The 15,132-nt window shown below is 34.9% G+C and carries 15 protein-coding genes; 10 read left to right on the forward strand and 5 right to left on the reverse strand.

Features of this window, described 5'->3' with window-relative positions; genetic code table 11:
• Positions 1-103 precede the first annotated feature (103 nt).
• The 6 genes from BW926_RS01405 to BW926_RS01430 all read left to right on the forward strand — a co-directional run bounded on the left by BW926_RS01405 (position 104) and on the right by BW926_RS01430 (position 6,105).
• Complete coding sequence (locus BW926_RS01405; RefSeq protein WP_076443611.1) at positions 104-868, forward strand: hypothetical protein; 765 nt, start codon at positions 104-106, stop codon at positions 866-868.
• A complete protein-coding gene (locus tag BW926_RS01410) occupies positions 856-1,398 on the forward strand; it encodes an acyl-CoA thioesterase (protein ID WP_076443612.1) in 543 nt (180 codons plus the stop codon). Before BW926_RS01405 ends, BW926_RS01410 begins: the two co-directional genes overlap by 13 nt.
• A 115-nt stretch (positions 1,399-1,513) precedes the next feature.
• Positions 1,514-2,443 (forward strand): 2-hydroxyacid dehydrogenase, encoded by a 930-nt coding sequence (locus BW926_RS01415; RefSeq protein WP_076443613.1) that lies wholly within the window; start codon positions 1,514-1,516, stop codon positions 2,441-2,443.
• 170 nt (positions 2,444-2,613) lie between these two features.
• A complete protein-coding gene (locus BW926_RS01420; protein ID WP_076443614.1) occupies positions 2,614-3,876 on the forward strand; it encodes a serine hydrolase domain-containing protein in 1,263 nt (420 codons plus the stop codon).
• Between the two features lie 25 nt (positions 3,877-3,901).
• Positions 3,902-5,638 (forward strand): Ig-like domain-containing domain, encoded by a 1,737-nt coding sequence (locus tag BW926_RS01425; RefSeq protein WP_076443683.1) that lies wholly within the window; start codon positions 3,902-3,904, stop codon positions 5,636-5,638.
• Positions 5,639-5,646: 8 nt separating this feature from the next.
• Positions 5,647-6,105 carry a heme-binding domain-containing protein gene (locus tag BW926_RS01430; RefSeq protein ID WP_076443615.1) on the forward strand — a complete coding sequence of 153 codons (459 nt, stop codon included), beginning with the start codon at positions 5,647-5,649 and terminating at the stop codon, positions 6,103-6,105.
• Between the two features lie 67 nt (positions 6,106-6,172).
• Here the strand turns inward: BW926_RS01430 and BW926_RS01435 are convergent, their stop codons facing one another.
• The 5 genes from BW926_RS01435 to BW926_RS01455 form a co-directional block, all read right to left on the reverse strand.
• On the reverse strand, positions 6,173-6,688 hold the full coding sequence (locus BW926_RS01435) for an NUDIX hydrolase (protein WP_076443616.1): 516 nt from the start codon (positions 6,686-6,688) through the stop codon (positions 6,173-6,175).
• The gene (gene xerD, locus BW926_RS01440; RefSeq protein WP_076443617.1) at positions 6,685-7,599 is read right to left on the reverse strand and encodes a site-specific tyrosine recombinase XerD; all 915 of its coding nucleotides are present in this window, start codon (positions 7,597-7,599) and stop codon (positions 6,685-6,687) included. Before xerD ends, BW926_RS01435 begins: the two co-directional genes overlap by 4 nt.
• 8 nt (positions 7,600-7,607) lie before the next feature.
• Positions 7,608-8,030 carry a deoxycytidylate deaminase gene (locus BW926_RS01445; RefSeq protein ID WP_076443618.1) on the reverse strand — a complete coding sequence of 141 codons (423 nt, stop codon included), beginning with the start codon at positions 8,028-8,030 and terminating at the stop codon, positions 7,608-7,610.
• 46 nt (positions 8,031-8,076) lie between these two features.
• Positions 8,077-8,844 carry an enoyl-CoA hydratase-related protein gene (locus tag BW926_RS01450; RefSeq protein ID WP_076443619.1) on the reverse strand — a complete coding sequence of 256 codons (768 nt, stop codon included), beginning with the start codon at positions 8,842-8,844 and terminating at the stop codon, positions 8,077-8,079.
• A gap of 106 nt (positions 8,845-8,950) precedes the next feature.
• Positions 8,951-10,438 carry a catalase gene (locus BW926_RS01455; RefSeq protein WP_076443620.1) on the reverse strand — a complete coding sequence of 496 codons (1,488 nt, stop codon included), beginning with the start codon at positions 10,436-10,438 and terminating at the stop codon, positions 8,951-8,953.
• Between the two features lie 560 nt (positions 10,439-10,998).
• On the opposite strand from BW926_RS01455, the gene BW926_RS01460 reads away from it, so the two are divergent.
• The 4 genes from BW926_RS01460 (at position 10,999) to BW926_RS01475 (ending at position 15,000) form a co-directional block, all read left to right on the forward strand.
• A complete protein-coding gene (locus tag BW926_RS01460) occupies positions 10,999-11,949 on the forward strand; it encodes a LysR substrate-binding domain-containing protein (RefSeq protein WP_076443621.1) in 951 nt (316 codons plus the stop codon).
• 234 nt (positions 11,950-12,183) lie between these two features.
• The gene (metK, locus tag BW926_RS01465) at positions 12,184-13,464 is read left to right on the forward strand and encodes a methionine adenosyltransferase (RefSeq protein WP_076443622.1); all 1,281 of its coding nucleotides are present in this window, start codon (positions 12,184-12,186) and stop codon (positions 13,462-13,464) included.
• A gap of 258 nt (positions 13,465-13,722) precedes the next feature.
• Positions 13,723-14,214 carry a hypothetical protein gene (locus BW926_RS01470; RefSeq protein WP_076443623.1) on the forward strand — a complete coding sequence of 164 codons (492 nt, stop codon included), beginning with the start codon at positions 13,723-13,725 and terminating at the stop codon, positions 14,212-14,214.
• Between the two features lie 195 nt (positions 14,215-14,409).
• A complete protein-coding gene (locus tag BW926_RS01475) occupies positions 14,410-15,000 on the forward strand; it encodes an RNA polymerase sigma factor (protein ID WP_076443624.1) in 591 nt (196 codons plus the stop codon).
• The last annotated feature ends 132 nt before the right edge of the window (positions 15,001-15,132 follow it).

Raw genomic sequence — 15,132 nt, forward strand, 5'->3', positions numbered from 1 at the left:
CCTGATTTTGAAATTAAAGCACCATACTACTTTCTCAATCTTAATCTCAACTTAAAAATAAATCTCATTGAAAGTCACGAAAAAGTCATAAATTTGCTGCCAAATGAATATTTCAGCTTATATTTTAGAATATTTGAAACAGTTTGGAACTGTGACGGTTCCTGCATTTGGAGTGTTTTCTCTGGAAAATTCCAAGGCCATTATCAATTCCGAAAATGGGAGCATACTTCCTCCTGCGAGCACAATTGTCTATTCACCGGACTATGAGGTGGAGTCTGACGATCTGCCTGCTTTCATTGCGGAACAAAAACACATGACCCTGAATGCTTCAAAAACAGACTTGCAGATCCAGACAGATTTCTGGAAAAAAAAGCTGCAGGCAAACCAAACCTTGGAAATCCAGGGGCTGGGAGTGATTTTTATTGAAGACGGAACCACCCATTTCAAAGGAAACAGGCTGCAGTCTGATCACCCCAACTTTTATGGACTGGAAGAAATAAAAATTTCAGATATTAACAACAAAAATCTGAAACAGATCGTTCCCGTAAATGCTGAAAAGGATTATAAATTTAATAAATCAATTCTTTGGGCTTTCCTTATTATTATTCCTGTTTTGGGAATATTATATGTTGCTTATACCCAACAGGAGCTTCTTTTCGGGAAAAAATCATTTGATAAAAATATCTCCATACAGACAAAAACCCACAGGATTGCAAAAGATACTGTGAAGGTTCATAGCTATACCCCGCCGGTTGCAGATTCTTTGAAGAAAGATTCTGTGATGAACGAAAATGTAAAACCGGCAGCACAAAATGATGTCAAAAGTCCAAAAACACAAAACAACACTAAGACTAAATGGCAAAAGTAAAAAAGGCGTCAGAATCCCTGACTATTATGACCAATATTGTTCTCCCGAACGAAACCAATTCTTTAAGAAACCTTTTCGGAGGTGAGCTTCTTGCAAAAATGGATCGCTGCGCATCAATTTCCGCAGCACGACACTGTGAAAGAAGGGTGGTAACCGCATCTGTAAACCACGTATCGTTCAATCATCCGATTCCTGAAGGTGGAGTAGTGGTACTGGAGTCGAAAGTTTCGAGAGCGTTTTCAACTTCAATGGAAGTGTATGTAGATGTTTGGTTGGATGATCCGATTAATCAGAAGAAAGTTCATACCAATGAAGGTATTTACACCTTCGTTGCGGTGGATGAGTTCAACAGGCCGATTCCTATTCCGGAAATGATTCCGGAGACAGATGTAGAAAAAGAAAGATTTGCTGCAGCTTTCAGAAGAAAAGAATTGTCATTGATCCTTTCCGGAAGAATGAAACCTTTGGATTCTGTGGAATTGAAGAAACTTTTCCAAGAGCCACAAGACTCAAAGAAAGATAAGAAATAAAGTAAATAATTTATAAGATTGATGCTTTTAACTTTGCTGAGTGTAACGCCTTTGCGAACTTAAAAGCATTTCTTTTTTATAATATTTTAGTGAACTTTGCATTAAAAATTAATTTATGAAAATTCTCCTTTTAGATAAAAACCACCCCCTAATCACTGAACAGCTTTTGGCTAAAAATTTCATTTTAGAAGAAGATTTTACCTCTTCATATAATGAGGTCTGCAATAAAATTGGAAACTATGACGGAATTATTATCCGAAGCAGAATACCTTTAGATAAAAACTTTTTGGAGAAAGGGAAAAACCTGAAATTTATTGCCAGGGTAGGAGCCGGGATGGAAAATATTGATACTTCTGTTGCTGAAAGATTGGGAATTCAATTAATCAATTCCCCGGAAGGAAACAGAGATTCTGTTGCGGAGCATGTGGTAGGAATGTTATTAATTTTAATGAACAGGCTGTTTATCGCTTCTCAGGAAGTGAAAAACGGTATCTGGCTTCGTGAAGAAAACAGAGGGGATGAATTATTAGGCAAAACTGTAGGTTTGATAGGCTATGGAAACATGGGAAAAGCTACGGCCAAAAGGCTTTCCGGTTTTGGATGTGACGTGATTTTTCATGATATTCTTCCCGATCTTTCCGATGAATTTGCAACGCAGGTTTCTATCGAAGAATTAAAAGAAAAAGCAGATATTCTAAGCTTGCATGTACCTTTGACCGAAGAATCCTATTATCTCATTGACGGGCCTTTTATTTCCGATATGAAAAAAGATTTTTATTTCGTGAATACAGCAAGGGGAAAAAATATAGAAACTAAAGCTTTAGTTGAAGCGATAAAATTCGGAAAAGTAAAGGGTGCTTGCCTGGATGTTTTGGAATACGAGAAATCATCTTTTGAGAATTTAGAAGTGGAAAATGATGATCTCAAATTTCTCCTGGAATCCGAAAAAGTAATTGTTACTCCACACATTGCTGGCTGGACGATTCAGAGTAAGGAAAAACTAGCGCAGGTGATTGTTGATAAGATTGTAGCTAGATATTGTTAGCCAAGATGGATTGAAGTGAGAAAATCTTTTTTTTATATTTAATATGAAGCGCAATTTTATAGTCTATTTTCGTATAGCTTTTTTTGTTTTATGTTAAATTATTCATAATTCGTGCCCAATATTTATTATTTATTTTGAGTTTTATTAAATTGCCACTCATTTTTAGACTCATGAGGAAACATATTTTTTTGCTTGTTTTAGCTGCTGTTTTATTCCTTTTTTCCTGTAATAAAAAATCTGAAAACCAAGAAACTGTTGCTGAAAACCCAACTTCTCTTCCCAATTACGGAAATGTTGATCTGGGCGATGTATTTACAAAAGAAGACAGTCAGCTTTCTGATAAGTCGTCTTTAGTTCGGTATATTGATCAGTATTATAAAAAAGTATGGGAAGGAAGCGATCTTAGTGGTGGTATTTTAGTAGCCAAAGGAGATGACATTCTTTATGAAAATTACAGGGGGGTTGCACGTGAAGATAACCAAAAAAAGATTGATAAAAATACCTCGCTTCATGTAGCTTCAGTTTCAAAAACATTGACGGCGATGGCTATGCTGAAATTGGTGGAGGCCGGAAAGATCAATTTATCAGATCATCTCACACAGTTTTTTCCAGGATTTCCTTATCCAAATGTTACTGTAAAAACATTATTGGACCAAAGAAGCGGACTTCCGAAATATGAGTATTTCATCACAAAAATTCAGCCTGCACCGGCAGAGCTTTCAAAAACTTTCCTTACCAATCAGGATATTTTAAATATGATTATTAAATATAAACCTGATCTGGCAAGAGATACCGATACAGGCTTCATGTACTGCAATACAAACTTTGCAATGCTTGCCCTAGTGATTGAGAAGGTAACGAAAATACCTTTTCCGCAAGCTATGAAAGAAATAATTTTTGATCCTTTAAAGATGAAAAATTCTTATATTTTTCAGGAAAAAGATATTCCGACAGCTTCTCAGTCGTTTTATTATGGAGGAAACAGATTGTATCCTCTTGACAGACTGGATCTTATTTACGGAGACAAAAACGTTTACACGACGCCAAGAGATTTATATAACTTTTCAAAAGCAATGTTTTCAAAAGATTTTTTAAAGTCTGAATTAATGGAACAAGTTTTCACGCCATACAGCAACGAAAAATTCGGGATGAATAATTATGGGCTTGGTTTCAGGATGAAAATTTTTGACAATGGTGAGAAATTAACCTATCATAACGGCTGGTGGCACGGAACTAACTCTGTATTTGCCCATTTATTAAAATCAAAGGTGACAATTGTAGCCATTGGGAATAAATATTCAAACAGGATTTATACCGCATTGGCTCTATCCGGATTGTTTGAAGATTTTCCGCAACAGAAAGACAAGCTTCATAGCGTCATGAGTGATGAGAAGGATACTTTGAACGGACATAGTGAAGTTTATGGAGAATAATGTTTATTTTTGCTTAAACATATTCATGAAAAGACTTCTTCTCTTACTGGTCATTGGTTTTCTTTTGCAGTCTTGTGCAAGGGTTGGTTCGCCTGTAGGAGGGGCAAAAGATACTTTGGCTCCGAAATTTTTAAGCTCAAATATTGATACTACAAGGATCAATGTTCCCAGAGATATTAAAGAGCTCCGTATTGATTTTGACGAATATGTAACGTTGAAAGATGTCAGCAAAAACCTGATTATTTCTCCGCCTATTAAAAATATCACAAGGATTATCCCGTCCAATATTGCAAATAAATTCATCCTGATTCAGTGGAAGGATACTTTGCAAGCGAATACAACATATAATTTCAATTTCGGGAATTCTATTGCGGATAATAACGAAGCCAATATTTTAAGGTATTTTAATTTTGCATTTTCTACCGGTGAGAAGCTTGATGATCTTTACATCAGCGGAGAAATTAATGATGCTTTAGCAGTAAAGCCGGCCGGAGAAAACAAATATGTAGTAGGGCTCTATCAGGTAAGGGATACCATGAATTACAAGCAAAAGCCTTATTATATTACCAAGGTAGATGATGATGGCTATTATGAGCTAAATTACCTTTCTCCGGGAAAATATAAAATTATTGCCTTTGAAGATGAAAATGGAAATTCAATGTACGATGCAGGGAAAGAAAAGGTTGGTTTTCACAAAGATCCGGTTACGGTTGAAAAGTATGTTTCGGGATTAAATTTAAAATTATACCCATCCAAAAAGCCTTTGAAATATGTTGAAATGAAAGAAACATCGGGAGGTATTTTAATGACTTTTGAAGGAAAGCCAAATGATGTAAAAGTTCTTCCCGTTAATGATAAGCTTCAGGACATCAGAGCTACACACAGACCAAAATCAGATTCCGTAAATATTTGGTTTGATGCTGTTAAAGATAATATCGGGCAAAAAGTAACTGAAAATTTGAAGTTCAGCTATAATGCAGATAATAAGCAGGATACTGTCTCTGTTTTTTATAAATACAATCCGAAAAATGCAATGGATATCAATAGTGATAATGGTGGAGCTATGCTTCCTCCCAAAGCTGATTTCAAGATAATTTCAAATTATTACCTCAATAAAATAAATTCGGATAAATGGATGCTGAGAACAGAAGGAGACTCTATCAATTCCATTCCTTTCACTGCAGCAATTTCTGAAACGAATCCTTACCAGATTCTGGTGAAGTCTGATTTTGTTTCCGGAAAAAAATATCAGCTCACGGTTCCTAAAGAGACAGTTTCTTCTTTTTATGCTAAGAATACACAGTCTAAACGTTTTGATTTTGAAGTTGATAAAGTTGAAAATTTTGGTAGTCTTACTTTCAAATTGCAGAATGCGCCTGCGTCAAGTTATTGGATACAATTGTTAGATAACTCGAATAAAGTTTTATTCCAAAAATATACAAAAGGAGATGAGGTAAAGTTTGATCTCCTGAAACCCGGGGAATATATTGTAAGAATCCTTGTGGATAATAATGAAAATAAATATTGGGACGAAGCAGACTTCTTAAATGATATTTTTGCAGAAGATTCCTATATCTATTATAAGGTTGTAGTGGTAAGGCCGCTTTGGGACAGTAATGAAACCTGGGATTTGAAGGATACAAGAAAATTGGATACATCCAAACTAAGTATCCCAAAAACAAATACCAATAACCACCCATCTCAGGATGGCAAAAAAACAGATTTGAAAAATAATAATGCTGTGCTTACACCCATAAAGTAATCTAATGAATGAAGACGTTTAAGAAAATACTTTTTTGGAGCTTAGTGGGGTTTGCGATCATCCAGTTTATCCCGACCGATAAAGTAAACTCGCCGGTTGACCATAAAGTAAATTTTATTGATGTAAAAAAAACCCCTGAAAAAATCAGTGGATTAATAAAAGGAGCTTGCTACGACTGCCATTCCAATGAAACGGTTTATCCAAAATATGCTTACATTGCGCCTGTTTCGTGGTCGGTAAAAAGCCATGTCAACGCAGGACGCGAGCATCTGAATTTTTCTGTTTGGGAAACATATAATGAAGATTTAAAGGAAAGCATGATGAATAAGTCTATCCAGGCCATTCAGAATAAAACAATGCCCATGCCGGGATATATTGTTTATCATAAAGAAGCTAATCTTTCTGAGGCTGAACGAGTATTGCTGATAAAGTATTTTGAAGAAATGCTGAAATCGGAAACGGATTAATCGTTTTTTTAATCACAATCATCTGTTTAATCCGCCAAACCAGCGAGATATATAATTTATTCAAAAATTAAATATTATTCAAATATTCTTCAAAAAACCTTTTTTGAGAATCAAAAGCGATATCATCGATATTCAATTCTTTCAAAGGGATCCAGAAGGCTTCTGAAATCTCAGTTAATTCAAGATTAACTTCGAATTTTTTGGAAACCGTATATTCATAAAAAAGATCAATTGTATTATAATCTATCTCTTTATAGTGATACACGTTGGGAAGGCTCGTTAAATATTTTAAATTTGAAATATCGACATCAAGCTGCAGTTCCTCAAAAAGTTCTCTTTTGCACGTTTCTTCTACACTTTCTTTCGGATCTACAAATCCTCCTGCGAGATCGAGTTTTCCTTTTTTTGGATCTCTGTTTCTTCTTGTAAGGTAAATTTCGTCATTATTCCTTATCACCACAGCTACAGCTCCGGCAACATTGTTGTATAATGTAAAATTACAATTCGGGCAGTTCCATTTTTTTTCACCGTCCCAGTGTAGAGATTCTTTTCCGCAGCTTGGGCAATATTTCAATATTTTCATTGAGCAATATTAATATTTCTCGGATGATATGACAAGATTACATCACGAAGTTCTTCCGTTTTTAAATGTGTATAAATTTCCGTTGTCGTAATGCTGGAATGACCGAGCATTTCCTGGATATAACGAAGATCAGCACCATTTTGAAGCAAATGTGTTGCGAAAGAATGTCTGAATGTGTGTGGAGATATTTTCTTGCTTACACCGGCTTTATCAGTCAGTTCTTTTATAATTAAAAATACGATTACCCTGGACATTGATGTCCCCCTGCTATTGAGGAAAAGTGTATCCTCATACTTCTTATTAATTTTATTTTTTGAGCGGACTTCCTTTATATAGTTGTCCAGTAAATCGGCTGTGTAATCGGCTAAAGGCACGAATCGGGTTTTATTTCCTTTTCCATTTACCTTGATATACTGCTCTTTAAAATTAATATTAGAGATTTTCAGGTCAATCAGTTCTGAAACACGAAGGCCACATCCGTACAGTACTTCAATGATGCATTGGTTCCTCTTTCCAAGGTCAGAATTGATCTCAATGGCACTGATGATCTTGTTAATGTCAGGAAGGCTGAGCGTGTCCGGCAAATATAATCCCAACTTGGGGCCTTCCAGCAGGGCCGCCGGATTATCTTCACGGCATTCATCCTCCAAAAGGTACTTGAAGAATGCTTTAATGGAAGATATCCATCTCGCTTGAGATCTTTCGCTGAATTTTTGTTTGGAAAGGTTAAAGATATACTCCTGCAGATTTTCATATCCAATAGAATCCGGACCGACATTATCCAGATCTTCTTCTGCGTATTCTTTTAATTTTTTGATATCTCGAATATAGGCATCAAGAGTATTTTCTGAAAAATTCCGTTCGAATCGAAGAAAAATTTCAAAATCCTTAATTTTTTCATCCCAAGTCATTTGTTGTGTTATTTTTTTAGTTCGTAATCCGAAATTTGCATTATTTCAATGTTGTGGTTCCTTAAAAATGATATTCCGTCATCGTCTGAGTATTCATCGATATACACCAGTCTTGTAATCCCGGCCTGCAGAATCAGCTTGCTGCATTCTTTACATGGCGAGAGTGTAAGATATAAGGTTGCACCTTTTGCAGATTGTGTGGAAGCCGCTAGTTTTAAAATAGCATTGGCTTCTGCATGCAGTACATACCAGTGTGTTTTTCCGTCTTCATCCTCACAGCAATTCTCAAATCCTGATGGGGTACCATTATAGCCATCTGAAATAATCATCCTATCTTTTACGATAAGAGCTCCCACCTGCTTTCGTTTACAGTAGGAAAGTTTTGCCCATTCCTGAGCCATTTTTAGATAAGCTTTATCAAACTTATTCATACAGCAGCATTAATGTTTCGAAATAATTTGTATTAAGGTGATATTTTTAGAAGTTTGGCTTCCTTTTTTCAAGAAATGCTGTAACTCCTTCTTTCTTATCATCAAGTTCAAAAACTTCGCCGAAATATTTGATTTCGGCTTCAAAACCTTTATCCGTATCTGATAAGTTCACGGCTTGAATTGCTTTGGAAATTGCCATTGGTGAATTTTGTGCAATAACGTATGCTAATTCTTTTGTTTTGGTTAATAGTTCTCCAATAGGGTATACTTCATTTACCAACCCGATTTCTTTTGCCCTTTGAGCAGGAATCATTTTGGCTGAGAAGATCATTTCATTGGCAATACCTTTTCCTACAAGCTTCGGAAGCCTTTGGGTGCCCCCATAGCCCGGGATTAATCCCAGTGTTACTTCTGGAAGCCCTAGTTTAGCATTTTCCGATGCATATCTGATGTGGCATGCCATAGCCAGCTCAAGACCGCCACCTAATGCAAAACCATTTATGGCTGCAATAACAGGTTTGGTCATATTTTCAATTTTGTTGAATAAAGTGTTTTGTCCGGTTCTGGCAAGTTCTTCAGCCTTGTCCTGTCCAAAATCACAGAATTCTTTGATATCCGCCCCCGCTACGAAAGACTTTTCCCCGCTTCCTGTAAGGATGATTACCCTACAAGCTGAGTCAGCGTTAAGTTTTTCCATCACTGAGCTTAGTTCCTTAATCGTTTGAGCATTTAATGCATTTAAACTTTCAGGTCTGTTTATGGTGATAATATTTACTTTATCCTCTTTATTTAATGATATATTTTCGTAATTCATTTTTCATATTAAAATCTTATATCGTGCAAATTATAAATTTTTTATAAAAAAAAGGGAAAAATATTAACTTTTTTTCCTTTGTATCAAAATTATTATTAAATATAATTTACTTGGAATGATTCATCATATTAGCATCAATGATAACGTTGAGCTGAGATGCCACTTTCATGCCAAGGTCAATATTTGCTCTGAAAAAATGACAAAGCTGGCGGTTGATAATTTCATCTCTTTTAGGGCCAGTGATTTCCTGCATGCTTCCTACAATATTGCTGACGAGGCTCTGTTTTTCTTCCGGTGTCATTGCTTTTGAATATAATAATCCTGGCTGAGTGTAGTGATCATCATCATTTTCATTTCTGCTGTAGCTTGCAACATGTGCACTATCCAACTCATATTCGTGGCTTTTGTAGTTGAAATCTGCTTTAATGTTATCAAAACTGTTTGGGTGATAATTCGGTTTGTCTTGATATTGGCTTGAGTCTGCCATGAAACCGTCTCTTTGATAGTTATTAACTGCGAAAGGACATCTGTTTACTTCCAATTGGTGAGCATTCACACCAACTCTGTATCTGTGCGCATCAGGATAAGATAATAATCTCCCCTGAAGCATTTTGTCTGGTGAAAAACTAATACCATTGATTAAGTTGCTTGGCGAGAATGTAGACTGTTCCACGTGTGCGAAGTAATTTACAGGAACTTCGTTCAATTCCATTTCTCCTACCTCAATCATCGGGAAATCTTCATGGAACCAAACTTTCGTTACGTCAAAAGGATTCCATCTGAAATCTTTTGCCTGCTCTTCGGTCATTACCTGGATATATAAAGTCCATTTTGGGAAGTTTCCTGCCTCTATGGCGTTACAAAGGTCTTCCTGAGCAAAGTCCGGATTTTCACCGGCCATTTTTACGGCTTCTTCATTTGAGAAGTTTTTAATTCCTTGCTTTGTAATAAAATGGAATTTTACCCAAACCCTCTCATTTTTATCATTAATCATGGAATAAGTATGAGACCCGAAACCGTGCATATGTCGATATCCGTATGGTGTTCCTCTGTCTGACATTAAAATCATTACCTGGTGTAAAGATTCAGGATTTAAGCTCCAGAAATCCCACATCATGGTAGCACTTTTCAAGTTGGTTTTCGGGACTCTTTTTTGGGTATGGATAAAATCGGGAAATTTTTTAGCATCTTTAATAAAGAAAACAGGTGTATTGTTTCCTACTAAATCCCAATTTCCGTCTTCAGTATAGAATTTTAAAGCAAAGCCTCTTGGATCTCTCGCGGTATCGGCGCTGCCTTTTTCACCGCCTACGGTAGAAAAACGAGCAAACATTCTGCATGAATTTCCTATTTTTGAAAATAATTTTGCTTTTGTATATTGACTGATATCGTGTGTTACAGTGAATGTTCCATAAGCTCCGCTCCCTTTGGCATGAACGACTCTTTCGGGAATCCTTTCTCTCACAAAATGTGCAAGATTTTCCTGTAAAATAAAATCCTGAAGCAGAACCGGACCTCTGGGGCCAACGCTTTGTGAATCCTGGTGTTCATAGTAAGGACTGCCATTGCTAAGGGTTAATTTCTTAGAATCCATAGTGTATGATGTTACTATTTTTTTGTATTAGATTTGGTAAAGGTATTAATTCTCAAATTTAGTAGAATTTTGTAGATGATGACTTAAATATTATAATTTATAGATAAATCTAACCTGTCCATTTTGAATCTTTGTATTTGGAATTAAAGTGAAACGCCTTTGTTTAAATAGTTTAAAGAAACTTAAACCAATCTTTTGTCTTTTGTTGTATTTTTATCATTGCAAGGTTAAGCAAGTTTTTTTTAAATAAAACCATTTAATAAAGTTAAACAAAAGTATTTAACTGAGTCGAATCTTCGATTTCATTTAAAATATAAAACAGATTATAGTTGTAATATACTTTAATTAAAATTCAAAATGAACGACGGGTTATTTTAGTTTAAAACTAAGATATTAAGAATAGCATAAATAAATCACTAAAAAGTTATTTATTGTTAATTTTCAGAATTATGGTAAATGTACAGATGTAATTAAAAAGTCTGGACAAGCAATTATTTTATTTCTTTTTATATTACAAATAGCAAAAACATTTTATATTTGTAATAGATAATATTAATCAAATGAACATTCAGCAACTGGAGTATCTTATCGCCGTAGATAAATACAAACATTTCGGTAAAGCAGCGCAGGCATGTTTTATTACCCAACCAACGCTAAGTGCAATGATACAGAAATTTGAGGACGAATTGGATGTAAAGGTTTTTGACAGAACAACACACCCAATCCGTACCACTGATGTTGGTCTTCAGATCATCGATCAGGCAAAGGTGATCATAGAATCTGTCAATGAACTGAAAAACAAAGCTAATCTGTTAAATAATATTCTGGGGGGAACTATTAATATAGGAATTATTCCTACTGTATCTTCTTTTATACTTCCAACTGAGATTTTCAAATTCCTTGAGGATAACCCAAAAATCCAGATGAATATAAAGGAAATGACAACAGATAATATCATCAAATCTTTGAAAGCCGGTGAGCTGGATGCAGGGATTATTTCTACACCTTATGATACGGCCGATGAATTTTATCAGGATTTCCTGTTTAATGAAGAGTTAATGATTTACAGTTCTGATACTGAAGCTAATAAGAAGAACTCTTACGTAGTTCCGGAAGAATTGAATACAGAAAAAGTATGGCTTCTGGAAGAAGGGAACTGTCTGAGAAACCAATTTGAAAATATCTGTCATTTAAAAGAAAATACCCTTAAGCCAAAGAATTTAGACTTCTTGGCGGCTAATATCCAAACTTTAGTTCATATGGTGGATAAAGTAGGAGGAATCAGTATTTTGCCGGAGTTGGCATTAAACCAGCTTTCTGAAAAACAAAAGGAAAATGTGTTCAGATTTAAGAAGCCTTTCCCTTACAGAGAAATCAGTATTATATACTATAAACCAACTTTTAAGCAGAAAATTATTGATGAGCTTTCACATTCTATCAGAAATTCATTAGAGAAAAAACTGAATTATCACGAAAATCCTAAAGAGTTTGTAAGTATAAAACCGCAATAGTTTTTATTATCAAAGCTGATAAATAGTTAGTTTAAAGAATTTTATAATTAATAAACAAAAATTTTGAGTATTAAAAAATTGTACTTAAATTTGCCAACGTTTATGAACGAGGAAAAATTTGACCTGATTGCGACCTCTATAAAAAAATGCTAAAACAGTTTTACTTTTTTTAGTCATTCAGAGCAATTATTCTTATTTTTCTTCAAAATTTTAATCTAAAAAACAAAGAATAATATGTCTTATTTATTTACGTCTGAATCTGTTTCAGAAGGCCATCCGGATAAAATCGCCGATCAGATTTCCGATGCTTTAATCGACCACTTTTTAGCTTATGATAAATCTTCAAAAGTAGCTTGCGAGACGCTTGTTACAACAGGTCAGGTAGTTTTGGCGGGAGAAGTGAAGTCCGATGCTTATCTTGATGTGCAGACGATTGCAAGAGAAGTAATCAACGGAATAGGGTATACAAAAGGGGAATACATGTTTAATGGTGATTCTTGCGGAGTTATTTCTGCTATTCATGAGCAGTCTCCGGATATCAATCAGGGTGTTGACAGAGCTGTAAACGACGAATCTTTTGAGACTAAGGCAAGCGCACAAGGGGCCGGTGACCAGGGGATGATGTTTGGTTACGCTACCAATGAAACCGCGAATTATATGCCGCTTGCATTAGACCTTGCACATACTATTCTTAAAGAGCTTTCAGCAATTAGAAGAGAAAATTCTGAGATCAAATATCTTCGTCCAGATGCAAAAAGCCAGGTAACAATAGAGTATTCTGATGATCATAAGCCAGTCAGAATTGATTCTATTGTAGTTTCTACCCAGCACGATGATTTTGGAACAGAAGAAGAAATGCTGAATAAAATCAGAGAAGACATTAAAAATATTTTGATTCCGAGAGTTGTTGCTTTACAAACTCAAGAAATTAAAGCTTTATTCAATGATCAGATAAAATATCATATTAACCCTACCGGCAAATTTGTGATTGGTGGCCCTCACGGTGATACAGGCCTTACAGGAAGAAAGATCATCGTAGATACTTATGGGGGAAAAGGTGCTCACGGTGGTGGTGCTTTCTCTGGAAAAGACCCTTCAAAAGTAGACCGAAGTGCTGCTTACGCAACCAGACATATCGCTAAAAATTTAGTGGCAGCTGGTGTTGCAGATGAGGTTTTGGTACAGGTTTCTTATGCAATCGGTGTTGCTGAGCCTTGTGGTTTATACATCAACACATACGGAACTTCAAAAGTAGACCTACACGATGGAGAAATTGCTAAAAAAGTTTCTGAAATTTTCGATTTAAGACCTTATGCTATTGAGCAAAATTTAAAATTAAGAAATCCTATTTATCAGGAAACGGCTTCTTATGGACATATGGGTAAAGACCATTACGTGGCTGATAAAACGTTTAATAAAGGTCAGAAAAATGAATTGACGCTTACTGGGCTTGAATTTTTTACCTGGGAGAAACTTGACAAAGTTGATAAGATTAAAGCTTCTTTCGGGATTTAATATTCTAAACATTAATTTAAAAACATTAAAATAATTTAAGTTAAGGATATAATTAAGAAAAATATCTTTGGTATTTTATAAAGTACATTACTTAATTAATTTGATTTGTCAAATTCCTTGAATTATCTTTTCGGGTCACCTTTGTAACTCTACGTCTTAATGTTTTAAATAAATTTAAGCAAGCTCTTAATAATAAATAACTGCTTATCTTTCCGGTAATGCAGTTTTTTTTATTTTTACATTTAAATAAATTTGAAGATGATAAACGCCAGATTTGCAATTACAATTCTTTCCCTATTTTTTATGAGTACCTTTGCAAAAGCTCAATATACGATGCACAAAATGATTAGTGTAGGGTATACCTATCAAAATCAGAGCTTGGGGGAAGTGGGAGGTAAGTTGCTTTTCCTGAAAAATGATGATGTTATTTACCGTTTGGGAGGTTCGGCCCTGATGGGTTCTGCCCATTCAAAATTTGCTATTATGCCGAAGCTTTCAGCTGATGTTCTGTTAAATTTTGAAAAAAATGTAGACTTTTATCATTCCTACTATTTCCTGGTTGGGGCGGAAGGCACAAGTAAATATATGGCACCAAAAATTGGAGTTACTCTTTTCGGGATCCTTGATCTCACGGGAGGATATGCTTTCCCGATCGGAAACAGCGGAATAAACGGAAAAGAACTAAAAGGGCTGAATGTTAATTTTACACTAAATATCCCTACTGTATTCATTCACGATATGTTTAAATGATTTTTTTTTAATTTTTATTTTAAAAAGTTAATAATAGGTTAACAATTATTAAAAATTTATTATATTTACATCATATAAAAATGTACCGCCTATTGATTAGACTTTACTCTGAAGAATTTTTTTGTTTTTAAAGTTGATGCCAGATAAATTATCTGGATAATTGACTACCAGCAAATATTATATTGAGAAAAAGTTATGAAATCAAAATCGGATAGTTTACTAATTTCCCTTTACCAAAAAGGAGACGAAGAGGCCTTATCAGCCCTTATTCATCGTCATCAGAGAGAATTGTTTACATTCATTTTTTACAAAATTAATGATGAAGATCTTGCCAATGATGTATTTCAGGATACATTCATGAAGATCATTGTAATGCTGAAAGAAGGACGCTATAACGAAGAAGGAAAATTCATTCTTTGGGCAAAAAGAATCGCCCACAATCTTATTATTGACCATTTCAGATCAAAAGCTAAAAATATCAAAGTTTCGGAAACTACTTTCGAAACAGATGAGTACTCTATTTTTGATCTGCTGAGAGAACCTTCTGAAAATATTGAAGACCAATTGGTTACCAATCAGATCCAAGAGGATCTTATGAGGATGCTGCAATATCTTCCCCAAAACCAGCAGGAAGTAATAAAGTTAAGATTTTTCGACGGCTTAAGCTTTAAAGAAATTGCAGATCATACCGATATGAGTATTAATACCACGTTGGGAAGAGTACGCTATGCTTTGATCAACCTGAGAAAAATCATGGACGAAAATAATATTGTCTTGACACGATAGATAATAATTCCCGGATATTCTCGTTTTAAGGAAAGACATGCATCGCCTATGAGAAAAAATGATTCCTTAAAAGTGAAAACTTTGAAGCCTAAAAAAGAGACCATTGAATTTTTACTCAATTTTTCAAAGAAC

Source organism: Chryseobacterium sp. RU37D (genome assembly GCF_900156075.1).
Lineage (GTDB): Bacteria > Bacteroidota > Bacteroidia > Flavobacteriales > Weeksellaceae > Chryseobacterium.

Coding starts and splice junctions, on each gene's coding strand:
- metK (WP_076443622.1), top strand. CDS start 12,184: ATGTCTTATTTATTTACGTCTGAATCTGTTTCAGAAGGCCATCCGGAT.
- BW926_RS01415 (WP_076443613.1), top strand. CDS start 1,514: ATGAAAATTCTCCTTTTAGATAAAAACCACCCCCTAATCACTGAACAG.
- BW926_RS01435 (WP_076443616.1), bottom strand. CDS start 6,688: ATGAAAATATTGAAATATTGCCCAAGCTGCGGAAAAGAATCTCTACAC.
- BW926_RS01455 (WP_076443620.1), bottom strand. CDS start 10,438: ATGGATTCTAAGAAATTAACCCTTAGCAATGGCAGTCCTTACTATGAA.
- BW926_RS01450 (WP_076443619.1), bottom strand. CDS start 8,844: ATGAATTACGAAAATATATCATTAAATAAAGAGGATAAAGTAAATATT.
- BW926_RS01460 (WP_076443621.1), top strand. CDS start 10,999: ATGAACATTCAGCAACTGGAGTATCTTATCGCCGTAGATAAATACAAA.
- BW926_RS01425 (WP_076443683.1), top strand. CDS start 3,902: ATGAAAAGACTTCTTCTCTTACTGGTCATTGGTTTTCTTTTGCAGTCT.
- BW926_RS01405 (WP_076443611.1), top strand. CDS start 104: ATGAATATTTCAGCTTATATTTTAGAATATTTGAAACAGTTTGGAACT.
- BW926_RS01420 (WP_076443614.1), top strand. CDS start 2,614: ATGAGGAAACATATTTTTTTGCTTGTTTTAGCTGCTGTTTTATTCCTT.
- BW926_RS01445 (WP_076443618.1), bottom strand. CDS start 8,030: ATGAATAAGTTTGATAAAGCTTATCTAAAAATGGCTCAGGAATGGGCA.
- BW926_RS01470 (WP_076443623.1), top strand. CDS start 13,723: ATGATAAACGCCAGATTTGCAATTACAATTCTTTCCCTATTTTTTATG.
- xerD (WP_076443617.1), bottom strand. CDS start 7,599: ATGACTTGGGATGAAAAAATTAAGGATTTTGAAATTTTTCTTCGATTC.
- BW926_RS01430 (WP_076443615.1), top strand. CDS start 5,647: ATGAAGACGTTTAAGAAAATACTTTTTTGGAGCTTAGTGGGGTTTGCG.
- BW926_RS01475 (WP_076443624.1), top strand. CDS start 14,410: ATGAAATCAAAATCGGATAGTTTACTAATTTCCCTTTACCAAAAAGGA.
- BW926_RS01410 (WP_076443612.1), top strand. CDS start 856: ATGGCAAAAGTAAAAAAGGCGTCAGAATCCCTGACTATTATGACCAAT.